The 23774-nt window shown below is 36.6% G+C and carries 14 protein-coding genes; 2 read left to right on the top strand and 12 right to left on the bottom strand.

Annotated features, from left to right (window positions below; all coding sequences use genetic code 11):
- Positions 1–504 precede the first annotated feature (504 nt).
- From trxB to BZG01_RS16385, 4 genes are all read right to left on the bottom strand, one after another.
- Complete coding sequence (gene trxB / locus BZG01_RS16400; RefSeq protein WP_101310929.1) at positions 505–1458, bottom strand: thioredoxin-disulfide reductase; 954 nt, start codon at positions 1456–1458, stop codon at positions 505–507.
- Between the two features lie 21 nt (positions 1459–1479).
- Entirely contained in the window at positions 1480–2760 is a 1281-nt protein-coding gene (locus tag BZG01_RS16395) for an L-cysteine desulfidase family protein (protein ID WP_101310928.1), read from the bottom strand.
- Between the two features lie 147 nt (positions 2761–2907).
- Complete coding sequence (locus BZG01_RS16390) at positions 2908–5709, bottom strand: M16 family metallopeptidase (protein WP_101310927.1); 2802 nt, start codon at positions 5707–5709, stop codon at positions 2908–2910.
- 448 nt (positions 5710–6157) lie between these two features.
- Positions 6158–8161, bottom strand: coding sequence for a protein-disulfide reductase DsbD family protein (locus BZG01_RS16385; protein ID WP_101310926.1), 2004 nt, complete (start codon positions 8159–8161; stop codon positions 6158–6160).
- A gap of 582 nt (positions 8162–8743) precedes the next feature.
- Here BZG01_RS16385 and BZG01_RS16380 point away from each other — a divergent pair.
- Complete coding sequence (locus BZG01_RS16380) at positions 8744–9727, top strand: hypothetical protein (RefSeq protein ID WP_101310925.1); 984 nt, start codon at positions 8744–8746, stop codon at positions 9725–9727.
- Positions 9728–9739: 12 nt separating this feature from the next.
- The gene (locus tag BZG01_RS16375; protein WP_101310924.1) at positions 9740–10156 is read left to right on the top strand and encodes a hypothetical protein; all 417 of its coding nucleotides are present in this window, start codon (positions 9740–9742) and stop codon (positions 10154–10156) included.
- Positions 10157–11036: 880 nt separating this feature from the next.
- Here the strand turns inward: BZG01_RS16375 and BZG01_RS16365 are convergent.
- From BZG01_RS16365 to BZG01_RS16330, 8 genes are all read right to left on the bottom strand, one after another.
- On the bottom strand, positions 11037–11510 hold the full coding sequence (locus BZG01_RS16365; protein ID WP_101310922.1) for a protein-disulfide reductase DsbD domain-containing protein: 474 nt from the start codon (positions 11508–11510) through the stop codon (positions 11037–11039).
- Between the two features lie 176 nt (positions 11511–11686).
- Entirely contained in the window at positions 11687–13075 is a 1389-nt protein-coding gene (locus tag BZG01_RS16360) for a TlpA family protein disulfide reductase (RefSeq protein ID WP_180327357.1), read from the bottom strand.
- A 230-nt stretch (positions 13076–13305) separates the two neighbouring features.
- Positions 13306–14652, bottom strand: a complete 1347-nt coding sequence (locus tag BZG01_RS22020) for a TlpA family protein disulfide reductase (protein ID WP_101310920.1) — start codon at positions 14650–14652, stop codon at positions 13306–13308.
- A 16-nt stretch (positions 14653–14668) separates the two neighbouring features.
- Complete coding sequence (locus tag BZG01_RS16350; protein ID WP_101310919.1) at positions 14669–16012, bottom strand: TlpA family protein disulfide reductase; 1344 nt, start codon at positions 16010–16012, stop codon at positions 14669–14671.
- Between the two features lie 192 nt (positions 16013–16204).
- Positions 16205–17749, bottom strand: a complete 1545-nt coding sequence (locus BZG01_RS16345; RefSeq protein WP_101310918.1) for a RagB/SusD family nutrient uptake outer membrane protein — start codon at positions 17747–17749, stop codon at positions 16205–16207.
- A 123-nt stretch (positions 17750–17872) separates the two neighbouring features.
- Positions 17873–21412, bottom strand: a complete 3540-nt coding sequence (locus BZG01_RS16340) for a SusC/RagA family TonB-linked outer membrane protein (RefSeq protein ID WP_101310917.1) — start codon at positions 21410–21412, stop codon at positions 17873–17875.
- A gap of 140 nt (positions 21413–21552) precedes the next feature.
- On the bottom strand, positions 21553–22740 hold the full coding sequence (locus BZG01_RS16335; RefSeq protein WP_101310916.1) for a FecR family protein: 1188 nt from the start codon (positions 22738–22740) through the stop codon (positions 21553–21555).
- A gap of 259 nt (positions 22741–22999) precedes the next feature.
- Positions 23000–23551 carry an RNA polymerase sigma factor gene (locus tag BZG01_RS16330; RefSeq protein WP_101310915.1) on the bottom strand — a complete coding sequence of 184 codons (552 nt, stop codon included), beginning with the start codon at positions 23549–23551 and terminating at the stop codon, positions 23000–23002.
- Between the last annotated feature and the right edge of the window lie 223 nt (positions 23552–23774).

Genomic DNA, 23774 nt, shown 5'->3' with positions numbered 1-23774 from the left:
TTTGTTGTTTTGGACAACAGGTTATGAGATCTCTCGGGATAAGATAACGTACTTTCGTCACGTCCTACTTGATTTACTCTTAGTGGTTACGGTTGACTTTTGGGTTTTCCCAATCCATAGCTCGGTTACCCACACTAATAAGCCTTATATCAAGTTTCTGTTCGTTAGAACGATGACTTTGCTGATGGCTTCCTTCAGATTTGGGGTCGCCCCCAACACCCTTGCCAATTGCTAGTTCTTCCTGTCAACTGGGCGAACTCAAGAACATTTCATCTTGATAGCATATTACCATACCCGACATACTAAAACGCCCATCAAACAAATATTTGATGGGCGAATGAATTTTCTTAATTTTTATTGTTTACGAAAAAGAGGCAATCCCAACCGTTGGCTTAAAACGAATACATGTCTGAAATATACGGGATTGCCTTCTTTACTGAAATTTGCACCATAAATAATGGAAGTTATTTATTCAGCCCCCAAGGTGCGTTTGGCTGTATTTTATTAATTCATTTCTGCAAGATAACGTTCTGCTTCTATGGCAGCCTGACATCCTGATGCCGCTGATGTTATTGCTTGCCGGTAATTTGGATCCTGAACATCGCCACAAGCAAAAACGCCTTTAATATTTGTCATTGGGGTGCCGGCCTGAGTCAGGATATAACCTTGTTCATCGGTATCAATATAATGAGAGAATACATCTGAATTGGGATGATGACCAATTGCCAAAAAGAACCCATCAATAGCAATCTTTACTTCTTTCTCCATTGGAGTGCCTACTTTACTAATTAATGTACAGCCTTCTACCCCATTCTCACCAGTTAACTCTACTGTATTGTGTTCCCACAAAATTTCAATATTCTTTGTTCTAAGAACTCTTTCCTGCATTGCTTTCGATGCTCTTAAAAAATCCTTACGAACTATTAAGTAAACCTTATTACACAAACCAGCTAAGTATGAAGCTTCTTCGCAGGCAGTATCGCCACCACCTACAACAGCAACATCTTTTCCTCTGTAGAAAAAACCATCGCAGGTAGCACACGCCGAAACACCCGAACCTCTATATTTTTCTTCACTCTCTAAACCCAAATATTTTGCCGTAGCTCCGGTTGCAATAATTACCGAATCTGCTTCAATATCTTTATTCCCATCTACTTTTAATTTAAACGGCCTTTCGTTCAAATTTACTTCGGTTACGATACCCCAACGGCAATCGCAGCCAAATCGTTCGGCTTGTTTCTTTAGTTCACCCATCATAACATTTCCTGTAACTCCTTCAGGATATCCCGGGAAATTGTCAATTTCAGTAGTTGTAGTTAATTGTCCGCCTGGTTGCAAACCTTCATAAACAACAGGATTTAAATTTGCTCTTGATGCGTAAATTCCGGCAGTATACCCTGCTGGTCCCGAACCAATTATCAAACACTTTACTCTTTCAATATTCTCTATACTTTCCATCTTTTTCTTCTTTCTATATTCTTAAGAAACTTTCTTCATCTTTTCCAACATGGTCTTAAGAATAACCTCGTCGGTTACTTCCATTCCCTCATTTGCCAAACGACCAATATTCCGAATAGTAGCTTCCACATCATCATCAATAATACCATTCATTCCATTTAAACAATTGTGATTCATAGCCAATAATGAGGATTGAATTGCAGCACTTACACTTGCAGCAATCTTATGAGAACAACCGTACTTTGCTCCATCGCAAATCATACCGGTTACACCCCCTGTCATATTCTGTAATGTCATCCCCATTTGTTTGAAATCGCCTCCCATAATATAAGTAATTCCGCATCCTGCCCCGGCAGTAGACAATAAAACGCCGCAAAGTGCAGATAGTTGACCAACGAAAGATTTCATATAAATAGTAACTAACAATGCCAAAGCCAATGCTCTTAGTAATGTTTCATTACTCACTTTAAATTCTTCTGCAGCAACCACCACAGGCAAAGTAACGCTTATTCCCTGGTTTCCGCTGCCACAATTAGACATTACAGGCATTGCGCTTCCAGCCATTCTTGCATCTGAAGCGGCTGCTGTAAGCATTATGGATCGGTTCATTAAATCCTCTTTAAGAATTCCTTTCCGGATATTAATCATCATGGATTTACCCACCTGAAGTCCGTAATTCCCCTTTAAACCTTCCTCTGCAATAGACTTATTAAGCTTTACTCCCTTTTCAATGAAAGCGATATCCGCTATGTCAACAGTAGTAATAAATTCATAAATACTACGGAAGTTCCAGTCTTTCATACTAACGACAGCACCGGTTCCTGATTCAGGAGCGTTTCGATAAATAACATGGCCATTACGTTCAACTAAAACAACATTGGTATGTCGATCCTGAATCACAACACGGCCTGTATTTTCACCCTTAAAGCAGATGCATTCTATATACAGTTTAGCCACACCATATTTTACATCTACCTGAACTTTTCCTTGACTCACAAAGGTTTGCGCCAATTCAACAATGTCAGGACTAATTCCATCCAGAACTTCTAATCCAGCCATAGGATTTCCTCCCAAAGCACCCAAAGCCCCTGCAATCGTTAAGCCAACCATACCCGAACCTGGAATTCCAACTCCCATTCCATTCTTAAAAATATTTCCACTTACGTGAAATTCAATCCGATCTGGAAATTGATTCAAAATTTCCCTTGCTTTTGCAGCAGCATAAGCAACTGCGACTGGTTCTGTACACCCAAGTGCCGGAACAAATTCTTCTTTTAGTTTTTGCAGGTAAAGTTCCTTCATTACTGATTTTTCAAGAAAAACAAACTGTATGCTTTTCGATAATTTACTAGTGGTTGGTTAATAGTTTCAGACAAAAGAGCGGACCGGCAAGCCTACTATAACCAACCGGCCCTAACTAAATCAAAACAGACTAATGATTTTGTTGTACTACTTTTTAGGATTCATGATAACTTCAACAGTATTCACGTTTTTAAATATTTCTTTTGCAAATTTCTGAATCGAGTCTGCATCGATATTTTCAATCATTTTTATGTAATCTTCTTTAGACGTTAGTTCCGACCCCAGCATCAGGTTCTTTTGAATACTGCTCATCCAGAAAGAGTTTTCCAATTCAGCTTCTTCTCTGCTTTTAATAAAATTGTTCTTAATCTCATTTAAATCAACAGCATCGCAAGCCTCATTTTGAATCTTAACTATTTCCTCCTTAACAATTTCAACCAAACGGTCACGCTTTTCAGGATTACAATCGAAACTGATGTTCAATGAAAATTCCGGTGTTGGTAATTTAGATGATGAAGGACTAACTCCAACGCCATAAGAGCCACCTTCTTCTTCACGAATAGTTACCATATATCTTTTAGACAGAAGCTGAGATACTACACTAAGCATCATTCTGTTCTTTAAAGTATAATCGAAATCGCCTTGCAAGGAGTAAGAAACAGTTGTTTTAGGCACAGCCATTTCACGATCAAAAATTCTGCTTGTTATTCCTTTGGCAGGCCCCACTTTATGATCTAAATATGCTTCTTTTTTGTTCGTAGAACTGATGTTACCAATATACTTTCGAATCATTGGTAAATGTTCCTTCTCGTTAATATTACCAACAAAAATGAACGTAAAATCGCTTGCATTGGAAAAACGCTCTTTATAAATTTCAGAAGCTCTGTTAAAGTCAATCTTATTAATAAAATTCTCGCCAAAAAGTAAGGTGCGCGGAGAATAATTTGTCGATACTAAAGCTATGGTATCCTGAAGTGCTTTATTATTGTCCACTTTTATGTTTGCAACATAATCTCTCATACGTGCCATCTGTGCACTAAAAGGAGCTTCTTCGAAACGAGGTGCTTCAAAATTCAGGTAAAGCAATTGTAGTAAAGTCTCAAAATCCTGAGGAGAAGCAGAACCTGAAAATCCTTCTGTCAATTCTCCTAAACTTGCACTCAAACCAACAATTTTACCGGCTAATTTTTTCTGTAACTGAGTTGCATCAAACTCCCCAACACCTGACATTTCAACAATACTTGCTGCCATATCAGCGGAAGCAAGATCTTTATCAGCAATTAATGATGTTCCTCCAAAACTGAAAGAAGACATTGAAATTTCATCCTTACTGTATTCAGTAGGAAGAATAACTACTTTTGCTCCGTTCTCAAGAACATAACCTTTAGCATCAGTTCCCTCAACTCCGAACTGACTTAAAATCTTAACCGGCTTTAACTTCTTAGCAACAAGAGGCTGATTGCCTGCTTCATCAATATAAGCTTCCACATTCGAAGATTTCACTTTAGCTGCAACAGCCAGCAGTTCTTCTTTAGTTGGGTAAACTTGTGTTTCGTTATCAGGACCTTGTAATATTAATGCTGAATTATCAACGTTAGAATAAGACTTTACAAACGCATTCACCTCTTCGAGTGTGATGGCTGGAATCGTTTTAGCTGCAAATTCCATTTCCCACTCCAACGAAGGAAATGGCTCTGCTTTTAAGAACAGGTCTCCTAATTGCTCTGCCCACTTATCATTGGTAATTTTGCTGTAATTCGCAGCATATGACTCATATGATCTCATATATTGCACTTTAGTCCTCTCTAGTTCCGAAGCAGTAAAACCATAACGCTTAACACGTTCCAACTCTGTTAATGCTTCAGTGAAAGCTTCCAGTTCTTTACCTGATTTTGGTGCAACATAAATATAGTCAGCACCTTTGGTGCGCGCTAATTCATATCCTCCAAACTCTATACCTATAGCCGAACATTCCAATTTCTTGGTTTTTTCAGAGATACGGGCAGCAAGCATCTGGTTGAACATACCCTTGGCCAAATCGTTTCTTTGAGTGGTTTCATTCTTAACAGCATTCAAATCGCGGCGGAATAGCCACATAATACTAAGATTTTTAGCTTCCTTGTCTTTAGCGGCAACATAACCAACTTCTTTTGAATCCTCAACCTTAGTATAAGTGCGCTCTGCAGCATTTTTTTTCATTGGAATTTTTGAAAATAAATCCTTTACTTTCTTCTCAATATCTTCTGCATCAACATCTCCAACAATAACTACAGCCTGTAAATCCGGACGATACCACTTGTCGTAATATTCACGAAGTGCTGAATGTTCAAAATGATCAATCACATCCAAAGAACCGATCACATCACGTACTGCATACTTAGAATTATTATACATCACCGATGATGTTTGATCTCCCAAACGCTTACGAACATTTCTTCTGGTACGCCACTCTTCATGAATAACACCACGCTCCGACTCAATTTCTTTGCCTTCCAGCAATAATCCACCAGACCAGTCATGCAAAACCAATAAAGCCGAATCCATCAATCCTTCATTCCCTGTAGGGATATTACTGATATTATAAACAGTTTGATCCTGAGCAGTATAGGCATTAATGTCACGCCCAAAAAGAATACCATTTTTTTCCAAATAATCAAGCATGTTCTTACCTGGAAAATTTTCCAAACCATTAAACGCCATGTGCTCCAGAAAGTGAGCCAAACCATTTTGAGAATCTTCTTCAAGAATCCCTCCCACGTTTTGTACAAAATAAAAACTGGCACGGTCTTTTGGCTCCTCATTATGCAATATATAGTAAGTCAATCCATTTGACAACTTACCGTGCTTCACCTTTGAATTCAATGGAATCGTTGTTGTATACTGAGCTTTAGAGACCAAAGCAGAGCATAAAAAAACACTCGCAAAGAGTAATAATACAATCTTATTCATACGTTAAATTTTACTTTATAATTCCTTCTCATTAAAAAATCCGAGAGAAAAGTGTTCTCAGGTTGCCATTAATTCCTAATTGATTAAAACTTGTGATGTTCAATTGGGAACCGATGGTGGTCTTCATAGCATAAAATTAAATTTCGAAAAAAAAGAGCAGGGAGTTTTTCAGATCAGATATTGGGGTAAATAACTTGACGTCCCTGCCCTTTTCACCACTAACTAAAGTTTGTTGTTGTTTATCTTGATTTTGTTTTAGTCGCTAAAAAAATATTCAGGTTTGATGATGAGATGACAGGGATTGCCGGCCCTGCCATCTACATCTTCCCTACTAACCACGTTTTCATACTTTACACATGAAAACTCACGAACTACTAACTTACTAACTAATGTTCTTCTTAAATATCTTCCTGCCGTCTTGCTAAAACAAAATAATTTCTCTTTTAATTTAGTTAACTCTTACTGCTACTGTTTTTTTTTGCTTGAAGTTTTGAATTCCTTCATCAAGGAATTCAACAAATTTACCTGCATCCAAATCATAGGCTCTTGGTGAAGCAATATCTTTACCATCCGAATTAAGCAAACAATAGTAAGGCTGAGCATTAATATTATAATTTGAAATTTGGAAATCGGCATTTTTCTTTCCTAAAGTCTTCTTCTTTTTACCATCATAACTGGAAACAATCCATTCTTCTTTAGGCAATTCTGTTTTATCATCAACATACATTGCAATTACCACATAGTCTTCGCGCAAACGCTTCAACACTTGTGGATCTGACCATACATTGGCTTCCATTTCCCGGCAGTTAACACAACCGTGACCTGTGAAATCCATAAATACTGGTTTGTTTTGCTTTTTAGCAGCAGCCATTCCTTCCTTGTAATCGAAATATCCGTTTAAGCCATGAGGCAAATGTAAAAAGTCTGAATACATAGCAGTATGGGCTTCCTGATGAACTGCACTACCATTGCCCGCATTATTTCGTACAATCTGATTGATATCAAAATCCTGTGTTGCTTGTGGTGGAATATATCCTGAAAGAGCTTTTAAAGGAGCTCCAAACATTCCAGGGATCATATAAACTACAAATGAGAAGGTCGCAACCGCCATCAAAAGACGAGGAACACTAACAAATTTCAACTCACTATCGTGGGAGAATTTGAGTTTTCCTAACAAATACAATCCCAATAATGCAAATACAACTATCCAAACGGCAAGGTAAATTTCACGATCTAAAATTCCCCAATGATAAGTTTGATCAGCAATGCTTAAGAATTTAAGACCTAAAGCCAGCTCAATAAATCCCAAAACCACTTTTACTGAATTTAACCATCCACCTGACTTCGGCATTTTATTCAGCCATCCCGGAAAAATGGCAAACAATGTAAACGGCATCGCAAATGCTATTGAAAATCCTAACATTCCAACAATTGGCATTAATACTTCTCCTCCTGCCGAGGCAACTAAAATGGCACCCACAATAGGTCCTGTGCATGAGAACGAAACCAAAACCAAAGTAAATGCCATAAAGAAAGCACCCAATAATCCGCCTTTATCTTCGTTTGATACGGACTTATTCACCATCCAGCTTGGCATGGTAATTTCGAACATTCCAAAGAAGGATGCCGCAAACACCATGAAAATTAAGAAGAAGAAAACATTAGGAACCCAATGTGTTGAAAGGAAGTTGGCAAAACCCGGCCCCATAACAACGGCAAGTAAAGTACCAATAAAAGTATATATCGCAATAATAGAAAACCCATAAAAGAAAGCCTGCATTCTGCCTTTTGCTTTATTTTCACTGCTGTGCATAAAAAAACTAACCGTCATGGGAATCATAGGGAAAACACAGGGAGTAAAAATTGCGGCTAAACCACCTAAAAAGGCAAAAATAAATACTGCCCAAAGTCCTTTCTTATCTTTTGATTCTTTTACCGGTGCCGGTGCTTCATCTTTTGCTTTTTGTGCAACTGCAACAGCTCCGCCTTTAACCTGCAAATCAAAATTATCATCCCCCATTACACATTGTCCGGTAGCATCGGAACAAGTCTGGTATTCGAATGTTCCTTTTACATGCAAGGGCAATTCCTTCACCAAAATACTTTGGCGCATCTCAGCTTCATTTTCGAAATAGCTTACTTCACCACCCCATATTTCATCGTGGTGCTTATGAGCATTTATTGGTTTTACTTCACCAATTCTTTCGTAACTGGAATTTTCTGTAAAATCAAATTTAATTAATACCGGCCCCAACTCAGGGTCGAAATCGTTTGAATACACATGCCAGGTTTTATCAATCGCAGCCTTAAAAACAACATCCAGCTGATCACCTGCCTTAACCTCTTTATTCGAAAACTCAACTTTCCACTTGGCAGGTTGTAAAACTTGTCCAAATGAAAATCCGCTAAACATTACCACTAGAATGGCAAGAAATGTAAATTTCAATTTCATTTTTTAATCTTTTTATTAATTGGATCCTCCCACAGAAGTATTACCCAATGTAATTGAGTTGCTTTAGTTTATTTGATTCGTCTTTTAATTCTGTATTTAATGTAAAGACAACCAAAATACACAATAGGGTGAAAGACAGAATAAAAAAATTTGCTAATATTTGTTAATTACTAAGCTTTTACAAGACATTGGATTATCATCTTTGTAATTATTTTGTTTATTTAATTCAATGTAATTAGTCTGATAATCTATACAAATCAAAAATGCTTTCAATCTAGATTAGATAAAAATTGCGATTCACTAAAAACTCTCGTTTTCAATGATATTTTTTATCGAATTGCAACTAAAAGGTGTGTTTTGGTTCGTTTTAATTAAATATGCCTGCGTTGTGCTTGTGAAACTAATTTCTTCCCAATCTTAAAATGATCATCTCTGTTTTACCAATTATATGAAATAATAAATTTTCCTGTTTAAATATTTTGTTTAGTAATATTGTTTTTCATAAATTTGAAAACTATTAAATAGTTTTCTACTTAAGATAGTAAGAAGAGTAGATGGTTTACTGTAAACATTTTTAAACTAATGGATAACAAACTTTACAATACGATAGAGGAGCTTGGCAGGAGCATACGGTCTGCTCAGGAAGATGCAAGGCAGTGTACAAGCCCAGATGTAAACCCACGAAATGTGTTTCAATCGGAGCTCGATTATAAAATGCAGCAGTATGTTCACCATATGCATTCCTATCTAAACATCGATCGAGTGATGGGTTTTCCCATCCAACCAATCAATTACAGCAGCGAAACAAGTGTTTCCGATCGAGGTGTAAGTATCCGCGTTGCCATCCATCATTATCCTCCGGTAAAACCGATGATAATAGAAGCACCTGAAATGATTTTGGAATTACATGCTACTGTAGATTTAAATGGCAGAATGGAATACCAATTTTCCAATTATCTTGCCAATCCTACAAATTTAAAAGCACTTGCTAATCATTTGCCGGAAGGTAGCTGTCTTATTTTGTTGGAAGATGGATCATTAAGTGTTGAGGCTTTGGATGAGTCAACAATGGAATCTTCCTGGGGATTTTCTGGATCGAATTTTTCTATGAAGGGAGATGATTTATCTTTAGGAGATTTTTCTTGCGATTGGATTAATAGCACTTTAGATTATTCGGGGAAAATAGTTGGAAGTGGAAATCTTATCAACGGCGGGATTAAATCGGTAGCTAAAGAATATATTAGGCAAGTAGCTGTTAATAGTAAGCTTGCGGGGATTCAAAATGCTAAATTGCCAAAATTCTATGGTACGGCAAAAGGATTTAGTAGAAAATTAGGTGTAGTTGGAGGTGTAATTGTCGCTGGAGATATTTTGTATAATTCAGAGGTTAAGGCATCTGATGGAATAAATGTAATAATGACAGGGATTGCATTTACAGGATGGGGAGCACCAATAGCAGGAGTTTGGTTCATCGCTGATTTTAGTGCCGAATTATTAACTGGAGTTTCTTTGTCTGAACAAATTGATTCTTCAATTGGAAAACCTTTATTAGATTGGGATTATTAAAAATATTAAGTCATGTTTAATTGGATTGTGTTTCGAATTTTTGAGTATTTCAGCAAAAAGGACGATTCTATTGCTATATCAAATACTATTAATTTTATGGTATTACTCCAGGCATCTATGTTAGTGCCTTTATTTTTAATTCTAAATTTATTTGTAAAAATTGATGCTAAGGTATTTGGCGACAATGACAATGCTAAATATCTTATAGGAGTTCCTTTGGCTATCGTTTTACTTGTCGTAAATAGTTTTTTTTATAAAAAAAAGCTCCAAGGAGATTACTTGAAGAAATTAGAAGTTCTATTTTATAAGGAAAAATACAAAATATCTGTTTGGATTATATTTTTAGCACCTGTTTTTTTTGCGTTCGTATGTCCAATAATTTATGGGATACTCAATGGCACATTAAGTTTCCCTTTTTTGGAGAGATAAAAATGATCTAGTAATAATAAACGTACAATTTAACAGGTTTGAAAGGTGGGAATATCTATTTTGCAAATGGAATCTTGGTTAATAATGAGAATATAAAATAGAATAAATATTTAAAGATAATAACAAGAAAAACAAAAATAACCAATGTCAATTTATCGTTACATATACTTTACAATTTTATCAGTTTATAAAAGGTTTAGCAGAGACCCGCAGATCAATATTTTTGCGGTTGGATTTTTTTCCTTAATTATAATCTTCTTCATTCTATCCCTTGTTGGAATGTATCAATATTATATATCTCACATATATAAGTTTAATCCTGTATTTATGATTGTTTTAGGAGGGACTATCATTTTATTCAATACCTTTTATTTTCTTTTTGGTAATAATAGACAGGAAAAATACTATGATGTATTTTGTAGGCAAAAGAATAAATTTGCTTCAATACTTGTAGGTGTTTTTATAGTATTCGTATTTCTTTTTATGGCCTGGGTGGCAACAAAAAGTCGTGAGAAGAACCTTTTAGAGAGACACAATAAAACAGAGCTTAGAATAAAATAGCTGTAAACTTCCGAAACCAGAACAGAAAATGATTTGGTATTATTATTTGAATTATAAATTTTACTGTTTAAATATTTTATTTTGAAATATTGATTTTCATAAATTTGGATCTATTAAGTAATTTTTTACTTATTGGCAAATACAAAAGCTTGGCCTGAGCGCACAGTCTGCTAAAGAAGATGCCCAAAAGGCAACAATACGATATACAAACGAAAAAGCCACCTGACAGGTGGCTTTAAATTCAGAATTTAATCGATATGCTAACTAATTAAACTCCTGTAAAGTATTGGTGTGATTAAAAATTGGCAATAGTTAACTTTTAGTTAACAGGATAAGTAATATCAAACTCGTCATCTCCCATTACACACTGCCCACTTACATCGGAACAGGTTTGGAAGTCAAAGGTTCCTTCAATTTTTAATGGCAGGCTCTTTACCTTTATTTGCTGACGCATTTCAGCTGTGTCCTCAAAATAGCTTACTTCACCTTCCCATGTTTTGTCGTAATGCTTTTTGGCATTTATTGGCTTCACATTTCCAATTCTCTCATAACTTGCATCCTCTTCAAAATCAAATTCAATCAAAATTGGCCCCAATTCAGGATCAAAATCGTTTGAATACAAATGCCATGTTTTATCAATGGTGGCTTTAAACACAATATCAATAACTTCTCCAACTTTAAATTCCTTTTTTGACAATTCTACCTTCCATTTTGATGGAGTTAAAATTTGTCCGAAAGATGCTGCGCTCACCATCATTACCATGATTATTAAACCTGTAATTTTTCTGCTCATATTCTGTATTTTGGTTTACTGTTTCTATTCAAAAATCTATATTCAATTTAAACTAAAGACAACTAAAAACAGTAAATGGGTGAAAAGAAACTTTAAAAATTTTCTTCAGGATTTTCAATATATGGAATTTGAATCGTATAAAAACAGAAGATTATGTAAGTAATTTATCTGAAATTTCAAGATCCAGAAATTATTCCCTTCAATTCCGACTCTATTACCTCTCCGGAAGACGGCAACGCGGCTTTTGCATCAACAATATTAAAATCCTTATCAATAATCAGGAATCTTGGAATACTTTTAATCTGCCAATCATCCGCAACTTTATTTACATCCTTCGCCAAATATTCTATCGCATTGGATTTTTCCTCCGCAATACACTTTTCCCATCGCTCTTTCTCCTTATCTATAGAGATAGAAATAAAAACAAGATCCGCTTGGTTGTATTTCTCTTTTAACTTAGAAAAATAGGGCTTTTCGCACATGCACGGACCACACCATGTAGCCCAAAAATCAACATAGATAATTTTTCCTCTGTAATCGCTCAAATGATCCAATTTTCCTTTGGAATTCACAAATTCAATATCAAAGGCTTTATTTCCTTTAAGAAGTTTGCCTGCTTCTTTAATGGCTGTGGCCAAATCATCTGCAAGATCTTTATTTTTAAATGTTGCCAGAATATTTGTTGCTCTGTTTACCGCCTCCAGAGAACGATCCTCTACCAACAAATCCTTCATGGATAGTAAAGATACATACTCATAAACATCAGACGAAGCCGATACGCTTAACAGGTGATTTTGAACCGCACATCTTTTCACGACTTCTCTTACATCGGGATGCTCAATGGAAAAATCATTCATAAACTCTTTGGAAATATTTTCTATTTCGGGTTTAATTTGCATTAAATATTGTTTGTGTTCTTCCTGTATATTCCCCCTGCTGTAAATTCCATCTATAGAGTAAAAATACTGAAGATATGAATTGGCCAAATGTGCAAAAATTCTAGCTCTTTCAATCTTTCGAAATTCATCGGAAACCTTTTTTATTTTATTTAACTCACTAATTTTTGATGCTGCCAAAGAATCAATAAACTCTTTGGTCAACTTGAATGTAGACTTTGCATCACTACCTCCTTTTAAAAATGAATGAGCCTTGTTGCCGTAAAAATACAGTTGAAAATCTGCCAAATAGCGGTTGGCCTCGGCTCCGGTTCCTTTATATGTAGTTTTAGAACCATCTTCCAAATTAAAATATATATCCAGATCGTCTCCGGGACTTAAATAGAGAAGATTTGTCCCGGTTCCATATTCTTCAAAAACATTATAATATCCTGAAGTGGTAAGTGTAACAACAGTATCAAAACTATTCTTTTCATCTAGTTTTAGAATAATGTCATTCGTAGTGTTCACTTCACTCAACAGGCCTTTGTATTTCAATACAAGTTCATTACCATCTTTATCCGAAAGTTGCCCTTTTAGGTGAATCGCCTGGGAAGAGTTTAGAGCTGTAAAAGCACATCCTCCTGCTATTAGTATAGCAACAATGCCTGCCAATGCTATTTTTTTCATATGATTATAATTTGTTTTCATTTGCCATATGGAACTTACCATATAATCATCTCCCTGTGTGTAGAAAGCTTTATACATGGACGTTTCATATGTTTATTATTTGTTTTTATTTGCCATATAGCCTGTCCCGAACTTGTTTCGGGAGAACTTACCATGCTCCTGAGTCAAAATTACTTTGCCATGGACGTTTCATATTATATGCCCCTTTGTTCAAATTTATATTGCAATTCTTAATTTAACAGCTTATTTAGCAATGGTTCAATTCCCTCATCAGAAGGACGGGGAGCAAAAGCATCTACAATGTTAAAATCTTTATCAATGAGAATAAACCGGGGAATCAAGCTGATATTCCATTCGATTAACTGAGATAAGGTATTTTCTCTACTGGCATGGTATTGAAGAACATCTGTTTTTTCTTTTCTTTGCATTGCCTTTAACCAAGATTCTCGCTTTCTATCTGTAGAAATTGAAATAAAAATCACGTCCTCGTATTTTTCCTTTAACTTAATAAAAAAAGGATACTCCTTTTTACAAGGTCCGCACCATGTGGCCCAGAAATCCAAATAAATCAACTTCCCTTTATAATCACTCAGATTCACCTCTTTTCCGTCAACATCTTCCAGCCTTAAGTCGATAGCAGGCTTACCAGATTGAAGAATCTCTACTTTTTCTATGGCAGGTTTTAGAATCAAAGCAAAATCTTCACGGGTTAGGGTCGCAAGCCTTTCCCTAGCCTCACTAATTAATTCGGAAGAAACACCGTCTTGAAACTTTTTCAAAAAACTCTTAACGGTATAAAGTTCCACCCAAATTGATTTTTCCGGAAAACTTGTCAAACCATCCTTCATACATCTGTCCACAACCCAACGTATGTCGAACAGATCTATATAGGAATCAGCAACAACATCTTTAATCACAGGCTCAACCAATTCGCGTATGGATTCAATAAATTTCCGTCCTGATCCTGTTTTATACTCATTCCCCATACCATCTTGTTCATAATCCTTTGAGAACATGTAGTAGTTCAGATAACTATTCACCCAATGGGCTTTAATAGAATTTATTTGAATCTTAACAAAATTTTCATCTAAACCCGCTGTCTGGGTGAGAGCACTTAATTTTTCAGCGCCAATTGCATCAATTACTTTTTTAGTTTCTTCAAAAGATTCCCTTACATTTTTCCCTCCATCTAGAAAAGAAAGGTCTACATAAATGTTATTCCTGTTTGCTGATAAGAAAGTACACTCATCCATTGTTTTCCCTTTGAATGAATAAATGTGTGTTCCCTTATCAAATGTTATATCCAGATTTTCGCCTGGCACAAGAAACAGGCTTGCTCCTTCAACAGACCAAAATTCAGGTTTGGAAATCTGAAGGGTCACCTCAAAGAATCCTTCCTGATCGATCTGAACAATTTTTTCTACTTCTTGATTAAATTCATTAACGGCAGTTTCTTTTTGGATTGTAATATTTCCATCCGAGGAAGAAAAATTATATCCTCGTACATGAACATCAGCAGAAAAAACCTGAACGCAAAAACTTAAAAAAACTCCTAGTAATAAAATATATCTTCCCATTTTTTCCTATTTAAAATTATAATGAACTATTTATTTTATTCTCGATAACTTCGCCGGATGACGGACGATCAGCAAACGCATCAACAAAAGTGAAATCCTTACCAACAAGTACAAAACGAGGAATTCCGTTTACTTGCCACTGTTTACTTATTGCCTCCATATCTTTTGAAAGGAGTTGAGCAGAACCAATATTTTCTTTTTGAATGAACGATTGCCATTTTTCCTTGTCCTGATCTACTGATATGGAAAGAAACACAACATCCTTCCCTTTAAACTTCTCGATTATCTTACCATAAAAAGGCAGCTCGTCCCGACAAGGTCCGCACCAGGTAGCCCAAAAATCGATGTAGATCAACTTGCCTTTAAAATCACTTAGTTTTACATCTTTACCATTTGCATCCTCTAGTTGTAAATCGAAAACAGGTGCCCCGCTAACAAACTTTTTTAAACGCTTCATTCGTTTCGAAAGACTGTTTTTGTATTCTTCATTGCTTAAAGATGCCAACCTGTTTTCGGTTTCCTTTACTAATGCCGGAGTGATGTCTTGAGTTTCGTCGAGCATCTTTTCGAAGTGATTCAATGAGATACACTCGTCCCACTTTGGATAAGCTGTCAGCTTAAAGTCTCCATACTCAACACAATCATCTACAGCAGAATAAACCTCCGGCACATGAAGCAAATCATCCTTAGATAATAATTTAGTCAGCAAAGGATTTATCGATGGCATGATACTTTTAACTCCCTGTCCAAATTTCTCCCGAAACTCCTGAAGATCATATACATTGATACAGTCGGTGAAATAAAAATGATTCATATACGCGTCTATTTGTTTCGCTACAATTATCTGTTGTACGTCCTTTACAAAAGATGCCGGCAAGCCCTTTATTTCTTTCAACTCATTACCCCGGATATCTGCCAAAGAATCGACAACGGCCTTGGTTTGCAAAAAATCAGACTTCACATTCTTTCCGTTCTTTCCCAAAAAAGATAAGTTTTGGTGAATAAGATAATTGCTTGCCTGTGAGCCTGTTCCCTTAAATTGAGTTTGTTCTTTGTGATCCAAATCAAATTGAATTTCAAGATCATCCCCAGGACTGAGATATACCATATTCCTGAAAGCTTTGTAATATCCTGGCTGATCGAGAACTAATGTTGTATCGAAATCTCCTTTCTCATTCACCTTAACATTTATGTCTTTTGAATAGTACAAACCGCCTCCTTTCTGACTCTGAAAAGAAACTAGTTTGTAATACAAATCGGGAACATGTCCTCTAAGTCTCACTGGTTTCGATTGTTCGGAAACACATCCTAACATAACAGCTGCAATTGCTGTCAGTAATCCTATTTTAAATTGATTCATCTGTTTTAGTATTTTAAATTTTTATCATTTTATCGACTATATGAAATAAGTCGTCTGTATTTGTTCATGTCAGGCATGCACATTATTGCAAACAATTTTGTTTTATGATAATAAAAGCAGGTATAGTTAAGGCAAAATGATTCCACAGGGAGGACAAACCTCCCTATGAAACAATTCTATTTCAAAAACAAATTAGTAAGTATTCTGCTTGATAACCCCTCTGCCCGCTGCAATATCGTCTGATGGAATTGGAACAGCATAACGTCTCGAACCCGGCTCCAATCTGTAAGTCTTAATCGGATCGTTTGTTAAAGGTCCTAATTTATTAACTGGGTAAAATCTCTTTTCCAGAACAATATTATCAAATGAATCACTATTACTGTTGCATCTTCGAATGTCGAACCAACGTTGTGTAAAAGGCATTTCGCGCTGGCGCTCATCCAAAATCAATTTAACGGCTTCTTGTTTCGATGCTGCTGTAAGATTTAACACATTTGCTGGTGTTTCAGTACTATATCGTGTTACACGCAATTGATTCACCACATTCATTGCTTCGGTAAAATTACCCAAACGAGCCAAACATTCGGCTTTAATTAAAAGCATTTCGGCTGAACATGGACTTGAACTTATTTTATAGGACCATTGTACATAGCCCGGATAACTGTAAGACGGATCGTCCATGCCATATTCATAGGAGAAATCTTCGACGATATGATACTTGTAACGCAAATCGTAAGTTTGATCGTATAGGGCCAACAATTTGGCACTGGGAATAAACCATCCATCTCCACCGCCATTATAAACACCCCTGTCGTAATAATTTCCCTTATAGTTCGCAACCAATAATGCATCGGCACCTGTATTTATATCCCATGTATAGGGATAATCTATAGAAATGTATTCATAGTTGTCAGAAGAACTGTTTATTATTACCTCGTAACTTTCAAAACTCATGTCGGTATTGTAATCAACCAATTCACTGTAATCAGCTAATGCGGTATTTGCATGCGTCATTGCTTTTGTATAATCGCCTTTCAGCAGGTAAAAACGTGCAGCCAACCCATTTGCCGCGGCAACATTCCCTCTCCAGTTGCGTTTGGCAGTTGCACTCATTTTTAGCTTTAAGGCTTCCTGAATATCTTCTTCAATAAATTGATACGTAGTTTCCAATGAAACCCTGCTTAAGTCTTCCTCATACGAAGTTGATTTTTTGATGGGAAGCCCCATTTCATTTTTATTTTTGTCGTTATAAGGTAAACAATAGGTATTTGCAAGACTAAAGTAACTGTAAGCCCGCATCAAATGAGCTTCTGCTTTCATTTCCTCTTTCTGATCCGTAGTTCCGGATACGTTTCCAACATTGGTAAGCACTAAGTTTGCCTTATAAACCGTGCCAAACTCCCCCTCCCACAATGCCTGATTTGAATAACTATTGTAAAGGTTCTCAACTTCCCACAAACTTTGACTCAGTACATCATCCTTAAATTGACCTGGATTGGCTTGATACAATTCAGTACTTACCTCATAGCTGTCGCCGGCAAGAATCAATTCCATATTTGTTTCAGAATTAAACGAAGAATAGTGGGAAAGAATGCCACTCAACTGCTCATAGGTAGAAATCGGGATTCCCGAACCTTTTGAAGGTTGCTCGTCTAAATAATCGTCACACGAACTAAATAACAGCAAAGAGCCAACAAGAACTCCCAGCTTCCAAAATAATATATTTTTAAGTTTCATAAGTTTATAATTTTAAGTTTCAGCCATATAGCCTGTCCCCGAACTTGTTTCGGAAGAACTTCCCCTATCATCATCTCCCTGCCTGTATAAAAGCTTTAACCATGTACGTTTACTAATTGTCTTTTAAAAATCCAACTTAAATCCAAATGTATAGGAAGGCAGTAAGCGCTGACTTCCCCGGGTGAATTCAGGATCCTCTTTTGTTCCTTTTAGTGTTAAAAGATTGTTTGCCTGCACATAAGCAACCACTCGTCTCAGGTTTAAGTTTGAAATGATCCTTTTTGGCAGCTGATAAGTTAAATTAACCTCCTGCAATCGAATATTCCAGGCGTTGGCAACCATATAGTCCATGTTATTTTTATGCCAGTAATAGTAATCATAGTCATTTTCATCGTAAGGCAATTCTATTTTTCCGGTATTTCTTAATGGCTTGCCATCGGCAAATACATCAGAAAGGAAACCATTGGGCAGGTTTCTTCCCGAAGAAGTTTGGTAGTTAAAGCCTGAACGAAGAAATTTATGTCCAAATGCTCCCGTAAACACAAAAGACAAATCAAAGTTTTTATACGAAAAGTTATTTGAAAAGCCTAAAGTATAAGGAGGCACTCTGGTTCCCGCATTCTTCAAATAATCCAACCCATTCTCGCTTCGAGAATCTCCTATTTGATACAATGCTCCGTCAACACCATGAATTACGGGTTGCATATTGGGGGAAGTCTCTGAACCCATATTCTGGATGCCTGCATACTTATACACCCAAAGCGAATTGGCATCCTCTCCTTCCACTTCGTAACCAATGGTTAATTCATAACCGCTATACGAAGCGATGTACAACTTTTTCACTTTGTTTCTATTGTACGAAAAGTTTAAATTCCCATTCCATGTAAGATCTTTAGTCAATTGTTGATGTGTTCCAAAAGAGAATTCAATTCCTTGATTCAACATTTCAGCATTATTCATCCTCTGCTGGCTGGATCCATTCACACTGGGAATACTAACATAAGTTAAAATGTCTTTCCCATGTTTGTTGTACATATCAACCTTACCGTATAGTTTTCCCTTAAATAAGGAATAATCGATACCCAGGTTCAGTGTTCCTGTTTTCTCCCATCGTAAAGTAGGATTGCCCTTACTTGAAATAAAAACATATAAGTCTCCGGTCTCTGCATCACGATTCCCAACACTAACCAAAGGTTTAAATGAAGTAGAGTTGTCAGAATTCCCATTGTATCCAAAAGTTGCCCGCGCCGAAAGTCTGTCAACCCACGATACATCCGACATAAAAGACTCCTCGCTCAACACCCAGCCTGCTCCAACGGACCAAAACGGAGAATAGCGGTATTTGGGATCATCACTAATAAAATTGGAGGCATCGGTACGGTAACTGGCTGAAATGTCGTAACGATTCTTGTAGCAGTACCCCATATTTCCATAGTAAGAAAAGTAACGGGTAATGCCATCAGAAAAGGCATTTGTATAATAAAACTGGGTACTGTATCCGCTCCAATCGTAAATTCGGTTAGGATACCCCGTTCCATTGGGGAATGGAGCACTGTTTAACGTTTCATTGTTATAACCATAAGTAGTTGAATAATCAAAATCCAATCTTCTTGTTTGACTAATTTCGGTTCCAGCTAAAAAGCTTAGCGTATGCACTTCGTTAAATGTTCTGCTAAAGTCCAATTGATTCCGGAAATTGTAATTTTTCGATTCTGAACGATCCTGCTTCAAAATATCCCCTTTTGGCAGATTGGCAACAATTTCACCCGTCTCTCTGTCCCACGACGAAGTTCGGTTTACCATAGACCTAACGTACAATGAATTCTCGCCATAGTGCTCTTTTCTCCAGTTATTGTAAAGCTCGTACTGAATTTTGGTGGAATATCTAAGCCCTTCAAAGAGTTTAATGCTTAGTCCTGCCTGAATTCGGGCATTTAAATCTTTTGATGTTTTACTGGTACTGTTAACTTCATCGATTGGATTGTATCCCCAGTTTGTATAGGGAAATGAACCCGTTGGTACATGCCTTTCAATATTTGGAGCATAATAATTATTGCTAATATTTGTATGACTTCCATCAGGATTTACCAACATTTCATACGGTGCCAAACTGGTGATATGTCCTCCATTAAAACCACCATTCTCATTATCCTGATACTGAATCATGGAACTAATATCAAGATCGATCCACTTGGCCAATGATGCTGAAACATTATAATTGAGCATATACCCTTTCGATTCATTTCCTTTAAATGCAGGTCGGCTGGTATTGTAAAGTAAGGACAATCGGTTACTCATCCGGGAAGTTGAACCGGAAAGGGAAAGATTGTATTGCTGACTAATGGGTCTCTGCAAGATATACTTACGTATTTGCCCACGGTTATCAAGGGTTTTTAGCTGGTTCAATCCTACCTGCAATTCTTCATCGCTTATTTTCCCCAATCGATGCTCACTTAGTAAGGTTACAGCAGGAGTTCTGGCAGTACACAAATTACTCCAACTGTCTGAGTCGCCAATCATTCTTGCCCCCCATTTATCAAAGGCATACTGTTCATATTCTATGGTTTCGGCTGAAGAGGGTTTATTGTTTGAATAATCCATATCATATTCAGCCCCTATTTTAAGAAAAGAAGAGAACTCAACTCTAAGAGGGGTATCTTTGCCGGCTTTCTTTGTGGTAACAACAATTACCCCATTGGCAGCTCTTGCTCCCCAAATTGAAGTAGCGGCAGCATCCTTAAGCACACAAACCGATTCCACTTCGTTTGGATTGATCGAATTGAAATTCCCCTTTACAGGGAAACCATCCACAACAACTAATGGAGAAGAACTGGTTTCAAAACTGGTTTGTCCGCGAATCTCGAATTTTGCATTCCCGTCCCTATCCAAAGTAGATCTCATCCCTGCTGTAGTTCCAACAAGGCGGGTTGCCAAGCTCATGCTTGGCTTATCCAGAGCTTTTTTGTTGATAATATCAAAAGAGCCGGTTGCCCTCTCCTTAGAAATGGTTTGAAATCCTGTTACTACAACCTCGTCCAAGTTAGCCGTATCATAGTTCAAAACTACATTCAGGTCTGCGTTTCCCTTGTAAGCAATTTCTTGCGGAACCATCCCAACAAAAGAAAAAACCAATACAGTATTCTCATCTTCAATATTGATGACGTACTCACCATCAATATTGGTGGCTACACCTGTATTGGTTCCTTTGACAACAACCGAAACTCCGGGCAACGGAACTCCTTCCTTATCAGTAATCCTGCCTTTGAGTTCTTTCTTCTCTTGCTCAACTGCCGGCTCAGTTACCGGAGCCTTCCTGGTAATTACAACAAACTCATCGATAATCTCATATTTAAAAGGAGTTTGCCTGCAGATTTCATCCAAAACTTCTTCCAAACTTCCATTGGTCATGTTCAATTCAATGGATATCTGATCATCAACATCTTCTTTATTATACATGAAAATGTTTCCGGTTTGATGATTCAAATCTTCCAGAATACTTCCCACAGAAGATTCTCCGGATTGAACACTAACTTGTTGGCCGAGGGATACCGATGCAGAAAGCTGCAAGGTACAAACCAACATTAATAGTAAACTTAGCTTCATAGCCAGCAGGGTTTTTCGAACAGCGGGTGATAAACACCGCCATTTCAAGTTTTTTTTCATAACTTTATGGTCTAGATTAATACTGCCATTGATTTCATAACTCAATGGTTGGTTTCTAAATTAAACAGGGAATGTGTGCGCATTTCCTGTTTTCTTTTTCTATCATCAGTACCGGTGATTATCCGGCAAAATGAGTTTTACTAATTAGGTTTTCCAACGATTACTTTGTTATCCTTTATGGCAAATTTCACATCTGCCATTTTTTCAATTATCTCCAATGTAAAATCCAATTCCTTGTCTTTCTTTGCAGCACCTGCAAATCTTAAATTCCGATATTGATTCTCAGTAAAAAAGAATTCTACATTGTACCATCTGCTTAATTGATGGCAAATTTCTTCTAAAGACTGATTCTTGAATTGAAACACCCCGTTTATCCACGACGTATACAGATCGGCATTCACCTTATTTACCTGAAACTGACTTCGGCCTCTTTTAACAACTGCCTGGTAACCCGGCTCTAATAATTCAGAATTGCCCAGACTGCTTACCTGAACGCTTCCCTCAACCAATGTTGTTGTAATATCCTCTTCATCATTGTAAGCCGATACATTAAACTTGGTTCCCAACACTTTCACCTCGGTACCATGCGATTCAATAATGAAAGGTTTCGACTTATTATGAGCAACTTCGAAATAGGCTTCCCCGGTGAGTTCCACCTTACGGATTTCCCCGATAAACTGAACCGGATATTTCAAGGACGATTCAGAGTTCAACCAAACTTTTGTACCATCGGCCAATGTTAAAGAATATTCTCCTCCACGGGGTATATTAATCTGATTGTAGATTAGTTTGTTTTGCTGTGAACTGCTCTTCTTATAAGTTAATGCATTAGATCCATCATTTTGAATCAAAGTTCCATCAACTTCAGCAATTACACTATCCAGATTCTCTTCCAGATTCATAGCATTGCCGTTGTTCAATATTAAAACTGCTTTTTTGGAACCAATAGTCGATATTTCAGCAAAATTGTAATTGCCATCGAAATTGTAATCTTTTTCGACTTGATACACCATTAAATATCCTACCACACACATCACGACTACTGCAGCTGCATAGGGCAACCAAAAATGTAATTTTCTGTTTTTCGACTGCCTTTTAGTGGCTGATACCGCTCCAATTATTCTAGACCAAGCCACGTCTGTCTTTATTTCTGTAAGACTGCTTATCGCTCCACTCTCCTTAAGCAAAGCCAAATAGTTTGCAAATTCATCAGCATTCGTTTCATTTTCTGCCAACCAATTCTCTAAATGTTTAATCCCTTCATCTGAAATCGTATTCTGATGATAGAAATTAATAAGACCGATAATATCTTCTTTTGAAAAACTCATTTTATTGTTCTTTTAACTCTATAAGTGAAAATGATGAAAATCGGTGACAAGAATTTTTAATTTTTTTATAAATTTTCCAGAGAAGGTAAGAATTTAGAGCCAATTCGGGTCTGGAAGAGGTTTGAATAGTCGAAAGATAATTACAACTGGTTAAGTACCCCTAATCCTAGAAAGAACTTTAAAAACAATCAAAAATCTGAAACTCCGAGCTAAAGCACGGAGCAATACACTTTATACTTGATACTTGGAACTTGATACTTTAGGGCAACATGATCATGATAAGAATATCCAAATTGCTTCGCAATTGCCTTAAGGCTCTTGAATAATGAGTTTTAACCGTATTTACAGATACATTTAACTCGTCTGCAACCTCAACGTATTTCATCTTCTCGAAAACAATTGCTTCAAATACTTTTTTACATTGCCCGGGCAATTTCTCGATTTCCTGATACAGATTCTCTTTCCGTTGCTCGATGTTCTGAGATTCAAATTTATCTTCGATAATAGTATAAGCCTGATTCTCGATTTCCTCGAAGCGATACTGGTTCTCTTTCTTAATTTTATTAATAGAATTGTTCCGAACAATACTGAAAAGGTAAGATTTGATGGAACCGGTAAAATTAATCAACCTGTTTTTTTCCCACAATGTAATAAAAGCTTCCTGTACAATGTCTTCGGCCTGATCGATGGAATCAAAATATTTGTGGGCGTATGCACAAAGTGGCACATAGTACAAATCGAACAAGAGACGGAGACCGGATTCGTCCCCACTTTTAAACTTTCGGATGATATCTTGTTCGTGATTTTTCATATTCAGGTTGTAAATGTAGAAAAGCTTAAGGAAAATACAAAAGAATCAACAATTCACCCTTTTATCAGATGAAAACAAAAAAACAATCCTTATTTACAAATAAAATCCTATGAAAAAAATAAATCATTATGAACTGTAAACTCATAATGATTTATCTATTTGATTTTAATATTTTCTTATCTGTAAAAAATATGAATAATGCGATTACAAATTTCAATAATAC

Source organism: Labilibaculum manganireducens, assembly GCF_002843385.1.
GTDB lineage: Bacteria > Bacteroidota > Bacteroidia > Bacteroidales > Marinifilaceae > Labilibaculum > Labilibaculum manganireducens.
Note: the sequence above shows the minus strand (reverse complement) of the source record. Positions and strands in the feature narration are given on the sequence as shown.

Bases quoted from the DNA above. Each gene is read 5' to 3' on its own strand.
- BZG01_RS16380 (WP_101310925.1), top strand. From the start codon at position 8,744: ATGGATAACAAACTTTACAATACGATAGAGGAGCTTGGCAGGAGCATA.
- BZG01_RS16345 (WP_101310918.1), bottom strand. From the start codon at position 17,749: ATGAAACTTAAAAATATATTATTTTGGAAGCTGGGAGTTCTTGTTGGC.
- BZG01_RS16340 (WP_101310917.1), bottom strand. From the start codon at position 21,412: ATGAAAAAAAACTTGAAATGGCGGTGTTTATCACCCGCTGTTCGAAAA.
- BZG01_RS16360 (WP_180327357.1), bottom strand. From the start codon at position 13,075: ATGAAAAAAATAGCATTGGCAGGCATTGTTGCTATACTAATAGCAGGA.
- BZG01_RS22020 (WP_101310920.1), bottom strand. From the start codon at position 14,652: ATGGGAAGATATATTTTATTACTAGGAGTTTTTTTAAGTTTTTGCGTT.
- BZG01_RS16390 (WP_101310927.1), bottom strand. From the start codon at position 5,709: ATGAATAAGATTGTATTATTACTCTTTGCGAGTGTTTTTTTATGCTCT.
- BZG01_RS16350 (WP_101310919.1), bottom strand. From the start codon at position 16,012: ATGAATCAATTTAAAATAGGATTACTGACAGCAATTGCAGCTGTTATG.
- BZG01_RS16395 (WP_101310928.1), bottom strand. From the start codon at position 2,760: ATGAAGGAACTTTACCTGCAAAAACTAAAAGAAGAATTTGTTCCGGCA.
- BZG01_RS16365 (WP_101310922.1), bottom strand. From the start codon at position 11,510: ATGAGCAGAAAAATTACAGGTTTAATAATCATGGTAATGATGGTGAGC.
- BZG01_RS16330 (WP_101310915.1), bottom strand. From the start codon at position 23,551: ATGAAAAATCACGAACAAGATATCATCCGAAAGTTTAAAAGTGGGGAC.
- BZG01_RS16335 (WP_101310916.1), bottom strand. From the start codon at position 22,740: ATGAGTTTTTCAAAAGAAGATATTATCGGTCTTATTAATTTCTATCAT.
- BZG01_RS16385 (WP_101310926.1), bottom strand. From the start codon at position 8,161: ATGAAATTGAAATTTACATTTCTTGCCATTCTAGTGGTAATGTTTAGC.
- BZG01_RS16375 (WP_101310924.1), top strand. From the start codon at position 9,740: ATGTTTAATTGGATTGTGTTTCGAATTTTTGAGTATTTCAGCAAAAAG.
- trxB (WP_101310929.1), bottom strand. From the start codon at position 1,458: ATGGAAAGTATAGAGAATATTGAAAGAGTAAAGTGTTTGATAATTGGT.